Genomic DNA, 13836 nt, shown 5'->3' on the forward strand with positions numbered 1-13836 from the left:
ACCGATGGAAAAGATACAGATACTGGTAGTTGGCCGCCATCCTGAAATACTGGCCACTGTAGTACGATTGGTAAACAATAATCCGGACTGGAACGCGACAGGCTGCCTCAGCGATGAGGAAGCCATCGCGGCTTTTGGTGAACAGGATTTTAAAGTGGTATTACTGGGTGGAGGTGTGGATGAATATTCGGAAAACAAGTTGAATAACCATTTTTGCGGACTGAAGCCAGAAATTAAAATAGTTCAGCATTTTGGCGGCGGCAGCGGCTTATTGAGCGCTGAAATTTATGAAGCACTAAGTAAAAACTAAATAACCGCCCTACCACGCTTCATTAATTCGTTAATTAAATCTTCCCGGTTTTCTATTTCAGGTTGGATCCGTATCCAGCCTTTCCCACTCCATTTCCTCGACCAATTTGCAATCTGGTCATCCCATAAATCTATAACATTATTTTTTTGCACTTTAACAAGTAGATTTTCCCATCTTATGCTTTTATAAGGTATACCTTCCCCTTTTATTTCAACCCCCTCCTGGCTTAAAACGATCCTAAGCGTATAGTACATTTTCTGAAATCTATTTCTCACAGAAAATAACATGATGCCAAATAGAATGATGGTTGTGATTACGTAAGATAAAATAAGGGGTATCAAATCAACATGCTTGTGATAAGATAAAGACTGGGTACCAAGCACAAAAATTGCGATAATGCTTAATTTCTTTACAGTATTTCGTACCAAACGCTTTACCAAATGGTGAATTTGGTTACGGTCTATAGTATAAATAACATCGTTCACTGTGATAACGTAAAGGCCGACAAAAATAATAAATTATAATACAATATAGAGATTAGTGATTGGAGAACAGAGATTAGTTTCTTTGCGTCCTTGGCTTCTTTGCGTTCTTGATTTTAGAGATTAGTGATTGGAGAACAGAGATTAGTTTCTTAGCGTCCTTGGCTTCTTTGCGTGCTTATAATCGCCAACTATCCACAAAAAACACTTAGCGCCTTAGAATCTTTGCGAGCCAAACCCTCTGCGCCAGGACAAGCTTACTTAACTTATGAAAGCTTATCAACGCAAAAAGCCTTAGTTGTTCACTAAGGCTTTGCATTTGTTGCAGCATTGAAGCTGATAAAGGGTGGCACCGACCTACTCTCCCACGTTTTACCGCAGTACCATCGGCTCTGGCGGGCTTGACTTCTCTGTTCGGAATGGGAAGAGGTAGACACCGCCGATATAGGCACCTGAATTTCTTTTGAGCTTAATGCTCAAGGCTGAAAGCTAAAAGCCCTTTTGCCAATTCTTTTATTATTCTATTATTTTATTGTTTCGCTTTTCAGCTTTCGGCTTTACGCCTTCCGCTTTTAGCTTAACAATGACATATTATTGAAAGAAGTATTTGAATAAGAGAAAACAACAGCATTGTTGTTTATCTGTTTTGTCGCGGATTAGAGGTAGCGACTAATCTCTTAATCGCTATCCTCTAATCTCTGATCCGAAGAAAGCTTCGGGCAATTAGTATTACTCGGCTTTGATGTCACCACCTTTAGACCTGTAACCTATCAACGTAGTAGTCTACTACGACCCTCTATGGAAGTCTCATCTTGTGGCTAGTTTCGCACTTAGATGCTTTCAGCGCTTATCTATTCCCAACGTAGCTACTCTGCAGTACACCTGGCGGCATAACAGATTCACCAGAGGTTAGTCCAACCCGGTCCTCTCGTACTAAGGTCAGCCCCACTCAAACTTCCTACGCCCACAACAGATAGGGACCGAACTGTCTCGCGACGTTCTGAACCCAGCTCGCGTGCCACTTTAATGAGCGAACAGCTCAACCCTTGGGACCTTCTCCAGCCCCAGGATGTGACGAGCCGACATCGAGGTGCCAAACCTCCCCGTCGATATGAGCTCTTGGGGGAGATCAGCCTGTTATCCCCAGCGTACCTTTTATCCTTTGAGCGATGGCCCTTCCATGCAGAACCACCGGATCACTATATCCGTCTTTCGACCCAGCTCGACTTGTCTGTCTCACTGTCAAGCAAGCTTTTGCTATTGCACTCCGCGTACGGTTACCAAGCGTACTGAGCTTACCTTTGAAAGCCTCCGTTACCTTTTTGGAGGCGACCACCCCAGTCAAACTACCCGCCAAACAATGTTCTCCGCTTTGCAGAGTTAGACACCAAATACAGAAAGGGTGGTATTTCAACGTTGACTAAACTACTCCTGGCGAAGCAGCATCACAGTCTCCCACCTATCCTACACATCCTGTATCCGATATCAATGTTAAGCTATAGTGAAGGTGCATGGGGTCTTTCCGTCCCGTTGCGGGTAACCGGCGTCTTCACCGATACCACAATTTCACCGAGCTCATGGCTGAGACAGCGCCCAGATCGTTACACCATTCGTGCAGGTCGGAACTTACCCGACAAGGAATTTCGCTACCTTAGGACCGTTATAGTTACGGCCGCCGTTTACTGGGGCTTCGATTCAATGCTTCGCCTTGCGACTAACATCCCCTCTTAACCTTCCAGCACCGGGCAGGTGTCAGGCCTTATACGTCATCTTTCAATTTTGCAAAGCCATGTGTTTTTGTTAAACAGTCGCCTGGGCCTTTTCACTGCGGCTGCATTTCTGCAGCGCCCCTTCTCCCGAAGTTACAGGGCCATTTTGCCGAGTTCCTTAGCCATGATTCACTCGAGCACCTTAGGATTCTCTCCTCGACTACCTGTGTCGGTTTACGGTACGGGTTTTTATTACCTGAAGCTTAGCGGGTTTTCTTGGAAGTCTGATTACCTGAACTATTACCTCGCCCGAAGGTTTGGTATACTATCAGCTTTCAGCAGAGTCTGCGTACTTAACTACAATCTCTATACCTACAGCCTTTAACGAACTATTCCGTCAGTTCGCGTCAGTGTCACTACTCCGTCACCGCATCGCAGTAATAAAAAGTACTGGAATATTAACCAGTTGTCCATCGGCTACGCCTGTCGGCTTCACCTTAGGCCCCGACTAACCCTGATCCGATTAGCGTTGATCAGGAAACCTTAGTCTTTCGGTGGGCGGGTTTCTCTCCCGCCTTATCGTTACTTATGCCTACATTTGCTTTTCTATTCCCTCCACAGTCGGTTGTCCCTCCTGCTTCGCCGGATAATAGAATGCTCCCCTACCAGTGCATTTTCATGCAATCCATAGCTTCGGTATACTGCTTGATGCCCGTTTATTATCCATGCCCGATCGCTCGACTAGTGAGCTGTTACGCACTCTTTAAATGAATGGCTGCTTCCAAGCCAACATCCTAGCTGTCTGTGCAATCGGACCTCGTTAGTTCAACTTAGCAATAATTTAGGGACCTTAGCTGATGGTCTGGGTTCTTTCCCTCTCGGCCATGGACCTTAGCACCCATAGCCTCACTCCAGCGTATATTATAAAGCATTCGGAGTTTATCTGGATTTGGTAGGATTTGACTCCCCCGCACCCAATTAGTAGCTCTACCTCTTTATAACTCAACCGCCAGGCTGTTCCTAAAAACATTTCGGGGAGTACGAGCTATTTCCCAGTTTGATTAGCCTTTCACCCCTACCCACAAGTCATCCGGAAACTTTTCAACGTTTATCGGTTCGGTCCTCCAGTACCTGTTACGGCACCTTCAACCTGCCCATGGGTAGATCACAAGGTTTCGCGTCTACCTCCCCTGACTATACGCCCTATTCAGACTCGCTTTCGCTTCGGATCCGCGTCTTAAACGCTTAACCTTGCCAGGGAAGAGTAACTCGTAGGCTCATTATGCAAAAGGCACGCCGTCACCCGTTAGTTAACGGGCTCCGACCGCTTGTAAGTACACGGTTTCAGGTTCTATTTCACTCCCCTGTTCGGGGTTCTTTTCACCTTTCCCTCACGGTACTGGTTCACTATCGGTCTCTCAGGAGTATTTAGCCTTACCGGATGGTGCCGGCAAATTCCCACAAGGCGTCTCCGACCTCGCGGTACTCAGGATACCACTATCTAATTATCGATTACCCGTACGCAGCTCTCATGCTCTATGGCCGGGTTTCCCACCCCGTTCCGGTTCTCTTTAATTGTCATGTTGTGGTCCTACAACCCCTGCTATGCCGTAACATAACAGGTTTGGGCTTCTTCCATTTCGCTCGCCACTACTCTGGAAATCACTATTGTTTTCTCTTCCTCTGCTTACTTAGATGTTTCAGTTCGGCAGGTTAGCGCTATTGCAATTAGTCTTCAACTAATTAGGTTGCCCCATTCGGAAATCACCGGATTAAATCTTATTTGCAAATCCCCGGTGCTTATCGCAGCTTATCACGTCCTTCATCGCCTCTGAGAGCCAAGGCATCCCCCGTGTACCCTTTCTTACTTTCTTCTACTCATACGCCTTTTGCGCCGTATGGTATGTCTTTATTTGAGTATTAAGTTCCAAGTGCTTAGTCTTAAGTCTTTCGACTTTTAACTTCAGACTTTCGACTCAATGTCTCTATCTGTTGTTTTCTCTTGTTTTCAATTACTTCTTCCAATATGTCAAAGAACGTTTTGCGGATGTGCAGATGTTTTGATTTCAGATGTGCAGATGATTTCTCATTTGCATATCTGCATATCTTCACATTTGCTAATCTGCATCGTGGAGAATAACGGATTCGAACCGTTGACCCCCTGCGTGCAAGGCAGGTGCTCTAGCCAGCTGAGCTAATCCCCCGTCGATGAGTGATCAGAGATTGGTTAATCTGTGATTAGTTGCCTAATCTCTATTCTCTAACCTCTTTTCGCCTGCGGCTCCGCCGCATAGTAGTCCCGAGCAGATTTGAACTGCTGACCCCTACATTATCAGTGTAGTGCTCTAACCAAGCTGAGCTACAGGACTATTCTTAGTTTGCAGTGTTCAGTTTGCAGTGTGCAGCTCTTATTCTGCTTCCAGCCAGCTCTTGTTGCCAACTGCTAACTGCTTACTGCCCACTGAAGACTGCCTACTGTGTCCTGGCCTCAGCGGCCGGCCCACATCGATGGCTTCATCTTCTGGGTTTCCTTTTGTCTTTTTGTTTCTGTATTTAAGAAATTATCATGTAGGTAACAGTTCTTCGTTACTCTTGCGGAAACTGCTCCAGAAAGGAGGTATTCCAGCCACACCTTCCGGTACGGCTACCTTGTTACGACTTAGCCCCAGTTACCGACTTTACCCTAGGACGCTCCTTGCGGTTACGCACTTCAGGCACTTCCAGCTTCCATGGCTTGACGGGCGGTGTGTACAAGGCCCGGGAACGTATTCACCGCGTCATTGCTGATACGCGATTACTAGCGAATCCAACTTCACGGGGTCGAGTTGCAGACCCCGATCCGAACTGTGAATGACTTTTGGAGATTGGCATCCTGTTGCCAGGTAGCTGCCCTCTGTATCATCCATTGTAGCACGTGTGTAGCCCCGGACGTAAGGGCCATGATGACTTGACGTCGTCCCCTCCTTCCTCTCTATTTGCATAGGCAGTCTGTTTAGAGTCCCCACCTTAAATGCTGGCAACTAAACATAGGGGTTGCGCTCGTTGCGGGACTTAACCCAACACCTCACGGCACGAGCTGACGACAGCCATGCAGCACCTAGTTTCGTGTCCCGAAGGACTGTGCCGTCTCTGACACATTCACTAACTTTCAAGCCCGGGTAAGGTTCCTCGCGTATCATCGAATTAAACCACATGCTCCTCCGCTTGTGCGGGCCCCCGTCAATTCCTTTGAGTTTCACCCTTGCGGGCGTACTCCCCAGGTGGAACACTTAACGCTTTCGCTTAGACGCTGACTGTATATCGCCAACATCGAGTGTTCATCGTTTAGGGCGTGGACTACCAGGGTATCTAATCCTGTTTGATCCCCACGCTTTCGTGCCTCAGCGTCAATCATAGCTTAGTAAGCTGCCTTCGCAATTGGTGTTCTGTGACATATCTATGCATTTCACCGCTACTTGTCACATTCCGCCTACCTCAACTACATTCAAGCTCTTCAGTATCAAGGGCACTGCGATAGTTAAGCTACCGTCTTTCACCCCTGACTTAAAAAGCCGCCTACGCACCCTTTAAACCCAATAAATCCGGATAACGCTTGGATCCTCCGTATTACCGCGGCTGCTGGCACGGAGTTAGCCGATCCTTATTCTCAGAGTACATTCAGCTTCTTTCACGAAAGAAGGTTTATTCCCCTGCAAAAGCAGTTTACAACCCGTAGGGCCGTCTTCCTGCACGCGGCATGGCTGGTTCAGACTTCCGTCCATTGACCAATATTCCTTACTGCTGCCTCCCGTAGGAGTCTGGTCCGTGTCTCAGTACCAGTGTGGGGGGTCATCCTCTCAGATCCCCTAAACATCGTAGCCTTGGTATGCCGTTACCACACCAACTAGCTAATGTTGCGCATGCCCATCTTAGTCCTATAAATATTTGATTATAATACGATGCCATATCATAATGTTATGCGGTCTTAATCTCTCTTTCGAGAGGCTATCCCCCTGACTAAGGTAGGTTACATACGTGTTACGCACCCGTGCGCCACTCTCAAGGAAAGCAAGCTCTCCTATCCCGTCCGACTTGCATGTATTAGGCCTGCCGCTAGCGTTCATCCTGAGCCAGGATCAAACTCTCCATTGTAAAATGTTTTGTTTGATTTCCCGACCCTATTATTAATTAATAGAATCTGTTATCATTATTGTATCTTTATACAGATTCCGCTTGTTTTATTGTAACTCTTCAATCTTCCTTAACCTTAGTCTCGGTCAATCTCCCGTTACGCTACATGATTTCCATTTCTTAAAAGAACTTGCTCGCTTCATCATCCGAATCAGCTATTATGTTTTTGCTTTACTTTCGCTTAGCTTAACTTGTCATTTTATCAGTGCGGGAATCGCTCCCTTTCACTTTTCTTGTTTGAAGCTTTTATTAAACTTCTTCTTTTCTTATCGGCTAAACTCGCTTAGCCTCAACTTCTTTCGCCCTTTTAAGCTCCCTTCCGTTCGGGGTTGCAAAGGTAAAAACCTTTTTTGTTTTTCCAAAACTTTTTTTTCTTTTTATTTTCAAAGTTTTGAACCGCTCATTTTCAATTTCTTTCCTCGTTTGCGGGCTGCAAAGGTGTGAATATTTTATCGGTTTCGCAAAAGATTTTTTATCTTTTTTTAACCTTTTTTATTCAACCTTAATTTCAAAAAACAATCCCCCTTCCGTTAGAGGGGCCACAAATGTACACAGAAAAATCACTATCAACCAAAATAAATTTTGAAATAATTAGATCCGACTTGTAACTCACTGTAAACTAAGCAATCTGCAAACAAGTTCTTTTGCTTTCTACCAAGCGGGACGGTGCATTGACAGAATATGTATATTTGAATTGTATATGAACGAGCATAACTTCCCGCCCAATTTCATCGCTTCGTTAAGCGCAGAAAACGGTTTCGACCAAGAAAATTTTATAAATGCGCATCAGTTTGAAGACGCTCCAACCTCTATAAGAGTTAATCCTTTTAAGCCTTCGGCCATAAAAAACATACAACATGTGCCGTGGTGCCCTGACGGATACTACCTCGATGCCCGCCCATCGTTCACATTCGACCCGCTTTTTCATGCCGGATGTTATTATGTGCAGGAGGCTTCATCGATGTTTATCGATCATATATTTAAAACTATCAACCCCAATAATGACGAAGCAATAAAGGTACTCGACCTTTGCGCGGCTCCCGGCGGTAAAAGTACATTGCTTAATTCTGCCTTAAATCCAACCGACCTGTTGGTAGCCAACGAGATTATCAAAACCCGTGTACCTATATTAACTGATAACCTGAACAGGTGGGGAACTGCAAATACCATCGTTACCAATAACGATCCCAAAGATTTTACCCGGTTAAAAAGCTTTTTTGATATTATCCTTGTTGATGCGCCCTGTTCGGGATCAGGCATGTTCAGGAAAGATCCGGAGGCGATGAACGAATGGTCGGAAGGGAATGTGAATCTTTGCCACCAACGGCAGGAGCGCATCCTGGCCGATATTTATCCGGCCTTAAAGGAGGACGGCTACCTTATATATAGCACCTGCTCGTACTCGCACCAGGAAAATGAAGATATCCTGGATTGGCTATGCAGTGAATTTGACCTGGAAAGTGTGCGCATCCCAATTAGTAACGACTGGGGGATTGTTGAAACCCAATCGCCGGTTAAAAAGGCATGGGGTTATCGCTTCTACCCGGGCAAAGTTAAAGGAGAAGGATTATTCGCTTCGTGCCTGCGCAAAAAAGAAAATAGTGGTAACCTGGCTTCTTTTAAAAACAACACCCAACAAAAACTACCGGGCAAAGAACTTGACCAGGTACGTTCATACATCAACAATCCCGACGAGTTTTACTACTTTAAAGTGAACGACGACTGGATGGCCATTAACCGCAATCATAAAGAAAGCCTCAATATATTACAACGGCATCTTTATATTAAAAAATCGGGAGTGATTATTGGCAAGCTTGCGGGAAAAGACCTGATACCCGATCATGAGTTGGCCTTAAGCCTTATTATTAATAAGAACGCAGTTTTGCAAACGGCCCTTAATAAGGAACAAGCCATCCAATACCTCCGCCGGGATAACATAGATTTAAGCACTGATGATAAAGGATGGACACTGATGACCTACGAAGAGCATCCCCTGGGCTGGGCCAAATTACTGCCTAACCGTATTAATAATTACTATCCTAAAGAAATCAGGATTCTTTCGGCAAATCCACCGCGCGAATGGTAGGCCCGGCGCAAAATAACGAAGGCTGTTTCGGCACAGCGCGAAACAGCCTTTGTTATTTATATATAATATAATAGATTTAAGAAACCTGCGCCTTATAAGCCGACAAGCGTTTTTTCAGAATATAAAACTGAAGTTTAAAATACAGCTTCAAATCGAGTTTTAAAAAGCTGTTATTAACGCTAAGCATTTTTGAAGCCAGGCTTATCGGCAATCTTAATTTTTCAAGCACCTGCAAAAAGTGTTTAAAAGTTGCCTTTTCGTTATAAAGTCTTTGTTCGCGGGTTAGCTGTTGGCAATCAACAGGTAGCATCAGGTTCCATTTTTCATGTAGCTTTAAACAATCCATCATCCAGCGTTCATCAAAGCGGCCTTCCGAAAAATGGGCTATCAGCACATCATAAGTAACCGCTACTTTGTATTTCTGGCCAACAGATAATGAAAAATCCAGATCATATACATGGAAACCTGTAAAGTTGATCTCATCAAACATAATTTCCTTCGCAACGGATTTAGTAGTACACATCCATACGCCATCTACACAGGCCACCGGGGCAAGCCTTACATTATCCGGATTACGGTAATGATGTATGGGCGGCTCGCCGCTAAATTTATGATGCTGAATAAGGTTACTGTAATAGGTATTTACGCCCAGGCCTCCCCAACCCGATGGAGTCATGGTTTTATAAGCGCTGCCTATTACCCCAAGCAAGCCTAAACCGGGATTGTCTTTAAAATTATTAATAATGCTTTGTCCCCAGTTTTGCGTTTCAATGCGGATATCTTCATGCATAAAGCACAAAATTTCGTATTGCGCTTTGTACATACCTATATTATATACTTCGCAAATTCCCTTTTTGCCCCGGCTGTTATCAATGCTAACAATCTCGAAAGGTACGCCTATGGTAGCCTCTACATTTTTACTTACTTGCTTTAAAAGCGCACTATTGGCCGACGAGATAATAATAGATATCATTCAAAATGTGTTTTTCGTGAAACAGGTAAATACTCAGAACTAACGTCTGCACATATCGGTTTCGTACAAACTTTATTCCTGTTATTGCTATTACGCACATTTTTTTTGTTTCGCTACACGTAAAAACAACATTTAGTTTATTTTTTTTCAAATTAACAACAACCCGCTTAAGACCAGGCAATTGCCAATATTGTATTAACTTTGTATTACTAAACCGGAGAGAAGAGCGGGAATTTGAAAATTTGATTTACCTTCATTTTATAATCAGAACGTTTATATTTAAACCCTGATTAATTTAATACCTAACAAACAAATTGGTTTGAAGCAGCAGTTAAACGGCATCGGGTGTTATGATAACACCAGGATCTATATTTTTTGTCCGGCGGGATTTGCCACCGGTGGCCCCGAGGCGCTGCACCAGTTAGGCGCTCATTTAATAAAGCAGGGTTTTAACGCTTTTATGTACTACTACTGCACGCCCGATAGTGTTGATGTGGTACATAAAAACTACGAAAAATATGCGGTGCCCCATGTAAGCAAGCTCGAAAACAGTTCGAGACATATCATGATCCTGCCCGAAACGCACCTGTCGCCTTTGTTTAGTCTTCATTTTAATCATATCCGTAAGGCGGTGTGGTGGCTTAGCGTTGTTAACTATTACATCACGCAAAAACACATCACCGATAAATACCGAAATAAGCGCTTTTTTAAGCTCCAAAACTTTTTCGGCAATTTCCCTATCGCTTCGTTCAGGTGGTTTAAAAGCAAAAAGGAGGTGATGCATATCTGCCACTCGTACTATTCGCAGGTGCATTTACTGGCAAATGGTATTCAGCCCATCGGCCGTATCTCTGATTACATGAACAGCGCCTTTTTTAATATGGTTGATGAAGATGTAAAAAAGGAAAACATCATTTTATACAATCCCAAAAAAAACGACGAGTTTTTGGATAGCATTATAGCCCGTACGCCCAACTTAAAATGGATTGCCATTAAAGATATGACGCCCGTCGAGGTTGCTTATAAAATGAACAAGGCTAAGCTATATGTTGATTTTGGCTATCACCCGGGAAAGGAACGCATGCCCCGCGAAGCCTGTATTATGCGTTGCTGCATGATTATCGGCCGTAATGGTTCGGCTGCATTTAAACAGGATATGCCGATACCCGAAGAATACCGTTTTGAAAAAAAGGACGAGGAAATACCGGAGATCATCAGCCAGATTAATAACTGCCTTGAAAACTATGATATAGTTAAAGATGATTTCGGCCCCTATCGTGCGGCATTATACCGGGAAGAGGAGGAGTTTGTGGCCGATATAAAAAAGGTGTTTATAAAAATATAGGGCATTTTACTTTCCCTAACATAAAAATTGTCTGAACCCGAATTTGGGGGAATTAAGGAATTCATGGAATACTAAGCAAATTCGAAAAATTTAAATAATTCCCCCAAATTCCGGTTCAGACAATCCTCCCAAATCCCGGTTTCAGACAAACATATTACTTACTGAAACTTAAATCCTAAACCAATTTGCCAAACCTGGTTGCGATAGCTGGGCAGGTTTTGATCGGCATAGGGCTGGTTCTCGCCCAGGTCAATATTATATCGCCCCCTGATTTCAACATTACGGTTAATATCAACGCTTACACCCACAACGCCGGCTACATAGCTATGCGAAGCATCGTTATCGATATGATCGATTTGAACACCTAAACCAGACTCGTAAGTGTTTTTGGTTGATGTTAAAAACGTAAGCTGCGGACCAATCAACAGGTTAAAGCCGCGCACCACCCTAAATTTAGCCAGCAAGGGCACATCAATATAATTGGTGCGTTGGGTGAACTTGTAATCGGGCCCGTTGGCTTCGTAGCCTTTTTGCGAAAATAAAACTTCGGGTGCAAATGATAACGGATAAATAATCGGCACATCAAATGTTAAACCCGCATGCCAGCCTGCAATCCCGCTCGAACTGTAATTACTGTTGTAAGCATCAACCGTGTTTGATGCATTTAAACCTACGGCAACACCTACTTTGGGCGTATAAAAATCATCATAACGGCGTTGCGGCTGGCGGCGTTCAACGGGGCGGGGCGGACGGCGGCGATAACGCGGACCATAATATCCCTGTGCGCTCACCGAACCTGCTACGGTAAAAAGGCATATTGCCAAAAAGAGTAATTTTTTCATCGTTTTATCTGTTTTTAATAGTGTGGTAACTATTGGCCGGCATCATATTATCAGCTGCCAATGGTAGTTACGTGTATGTATGTTTATAAACGTGATAGATTACTAAATAACACGAAGGTTTATTTGCGGTTTAATTTTTGTAATAGTTACAACATCATTTTCATCAAAAATTCAGAATTACGCTACATTTGGCCTATGCAACGCAACAAATCCCGCTTTTCACATCTTATAATTATCATATTCGTTTTTTTTGCCGGTGATGCCTTTGCGCAAAAGGAAAGTTATATTCAATCGTTGAGCAAACAAAACCGCTGGGTCGATTCGGTCTATAACAAAATGAGCCGTAAGCAGCGGGTGGCACAATTGCTTTTTGTGCGGGCACATACCAACAAAGGGCAGGCCTATGCCGATTCGGTAGGACAGGTAATTAAAGATCAGCAACTGGGCGGCGTTGTTTTTTTTCAGGGCGGACCGGTTAGGCAGGCCAACCTCATCAATAAATATCAAAAACTGGCCAAAGTGCCATTAATAATAACCATGGATGGCGAATGGGGACTGGGCATGCGCCTCGATTCGACGATATCATATCCGTACCAAATGACTTTAGGGGCTATACAGGATAATAACCTCATTTATAAAATGGGCCAGCAGGTAGCCTATGATTTTAAGCGCCTGGGCATGCAAATGAACCTTGGCCCCGATATGGATGTGAACAATAACCCCAACAACCCGGTTATCAACTACCGCTCGTTTGGCGATAATATGTACAACGTGGCAAAAAAAGGTATAGCTTATTTTAAAGGTATGCAGGATGCCGGCCTGCTCACATCGGCCAAACATTTTCCGGGCCACGGCGATACTAATGTCGATTCGCATTTTGATTTGCCTTTGCTGCCTTACGGCCGGGGCCGGTTGGATTCGCTGGAGATGTATCCTTTTCGCGAGGCTATAAATGCCGGCATCAGCGGGGTGATGATAGCGCACATGAATATCCCATCGCTTGATAAAACGCCCAAACTGCCCTCTACCCTGTCGCGCCCCATTATTACAGGTGTTTTAAAAGATTCGTTAAAATTTAAAGGCCTGGTACTTTCGGATGCGATGGAGATGAAGGGAGTTACCAAATACTTCCCTAACGGCGAAGCCGATGTAAAGGCATTTATTGCAGGCAATGATATTATTGAACTGTCCGAAAATTCTGATCGCGCCATTAACCTGATCCGTAAAGCGGTAAGGCATGGCAGCGTTAGCGCGGCCGAATTTGAAGAGCGCATTAAAAAGATCCTGGCGGCTAAATACTGGGCCGGCCTTAATCAGTACAAACCAACCCCGCTTGCCAACCTGAGCCAGGATATTAACAGCGATGCCGCCAAAGCTTTGGTACAACAATTAAGCGATGCCGCGGTAACCCAGCTAAAAAACACTACAAAACTCAACCCGTTTTTAAAAACCGCCGTCGTGAGTATTGGCGTAACCTCGCCTACTCCGTTCCAGATGGAGGCGGTTAGATATTTCCCTAACAGCCGCATCTTTATCGTTAATAAAGACGCTCCGGCTATTGAGCTTAGCAATATCCTTGCATGGCTTAAGCAATACCCGCAAATTATAGTAGGAATACATGATACCCGCCTGCGCCCGCAAAGCAAACTGGATTACAATAGTGATGTAAAATTGATGATAGCCGATCTGGCCTCGCGCAAAAACACTGCATTCAGCGTATTTGCCAATGCCTATGCCATTGCTGGTTTGCCGGGGCTCGAGAAAGCTGGCAACCTGATGGTTTGCTACCAGATGACACCTGAACTGCAAAAATCGGCGGCTAAAGCACTGAGCGGGGGTTTGAAACCTGCAGGGAAATTGCCGGTAACTATAAATACTTTTTTTACTACAGGGATGGGGTTGTAGTTTAGTGATCAGAG

The 13836-nt window shown here is 44.4% G+C and carries 7 protein-coding genes, 2 tRNA genes and 3 rRNA genes; 4 read left to right on the plus strand and 8 right to left on the minus strand.

From position 1 onward, the window contains the following. Window positions 1-4 precede the first annotated feature (4 nt). A complete protein-coding gene (locus HYN43_RS20460) occupies window positions 5-310 on the plus strand; it encodes a response regulator (protein WP_119411097.1) in 306 nt (101 codons plus the stop codon). Here HYN43_RS20460 and HYN43_RS20465 read toward each other — a convergent pair. From HYN43_RS20465 to HYN43_RS20490, 6 genes are all read right to left on the minus strand, one after another. Next, window positions 307-795 carry a hypothetical protein gene (locus HYN43_RS20465; protein WP_119411098.1) on the minus strand — a complete coding sequence of 163 codons (489 nt, stop codon included), beginning with the start codon at window positions 793-795 and terminating at the stop codon, window positions 307-309. The two genes, HYN43_RS20460 and HYN43_RS20465, sit on opposite strands and share 4 nt — an antisense overlap. A gap of 341 nt (window positions 796-1136) precedes the next feature. After that, window positions 1137-1248 (minus strand): 5S ribosomal RNA (rrf, locus tag HYN43_RS20470). A gap of 247 nt (window positions 1249-1495) precedes the next feature. After that, window positions 1496-4376: ribosomal RNA gene (locus tag HYN43_RS20475) — 23S ribosomal RNA — on the minus strand. A gap of 255 nt (window positions 4377-4631) precedes the next feature. Further along, window positions 4632-4705, minus strand: a tRNA-Ala gene (locus tag HYN43_RS20480). Window positions 4706-4795: 90 nt separating this feature from the next. Further along, window positions 4796-4870: transfer RNA gene (locus HYN43_RS20485), tRNA-Ile, on the minus strand. 241 nt (window positions 4871-5111) lie between these two features. Next, window positions 5112-6632, minus strand: a 16S ribosomal RNA gene (locus HYN43_RS20490). Together the 16S, 23S and 5S rRNA genes with 2 tRNA genes alongside form the textbook arrangement of a ribosomal RNA operon. 739 nt (window positions 6633-7371) lie before the next feature. On the opposite strand from HYN43_RS20490, the gene HYN43_RS20495 reads away from it, so the two are divergent. After that, on the plus strand, window positions 7372-8757 hold the full coding sequence (locus HYN43_RS20495; RefSeq protein WP_119411099.1) for a methyltransferase RsmF C-terminal domain-like protein: 1386 nt from the start codon (window positions 7372-7374) through the stop codon (window positions 8755-8757). A gap of 76 nt (window positions 8758-8833) precedes the next feature. On the opposite strand, the gene HYN43_RS20500 is transcribed toward HYN43_RS20495, so the two are convergent. Further along, on the minus strand, window positions 8834-9730 hold the full coding sequence (locus HYN43_RS20500; protein WP_119411100.1) for a glycosyltransferase: 897 nt from the start codon (window positions 9728-9730) through the stop codon (window positions 8834-8836). 319 nt (window positions 9731-10049) lie between these two features. Here HYN43_RS20500 and HYN43_RS20505 point away from each other — a divergent pair, with 319 nt between their 5' ends. Next, the gene (locus HYN43_RS20505) at window positions 10050-11075 is read left to right on the plus strand and encodes a hypothetical protein (RefSeq protein WP_119411101.1); all 1026 of its coding nucleotides are present in this window, start codon (window positions 10050-10052) and stop codon (window positions 11073-11075) included. Between the two features lie 158 nt (window positions 11076-11233). Here the strand turns inward: HYN43_RS20505 and HYN43_RS20510 are convergent, their stop codons facing one another. Continuing rightward, window positions 11234-11917 (minus strand): porin family protein, encoded by a 684-nt coding sequence (locus HYN43_RS20510; RefSeq protein ID WP_119411102.1) that lies wholly within the window; start codon window positions 11915-11917, stop codon window positions 11234-11236. Window positions 11918-12112: 195 nt separating this feature from the next. Between HYN43_RS20510 and HYN43_RS20515 the strand changes: the two genes are divergently transcribed. Then, window positions 12113-13822 (plus strand): glycoside hydrolase family 3 protein, encoded by a 1710-nt coding sequence (locus HYN43_RS20515; RefSeq protein ID WP_119411310.1) that lies wholly within the window; start codon window positions 12113-12115, stop codon window positions 13820-13822. Window positions 13823-13836: the final 14 nt, after the last annotated feature.

The sequence above is a fragment of the Mucilaginibacter celer genome (assembly GCF_003576455.2).
Classification (GTDB): Bacteria; Bacteroidota; Bacteroidia; order Sphingobacteriales; family Sphingobacteriaceae; genus Mucilaginibacter; species Mucilaginibacter celer.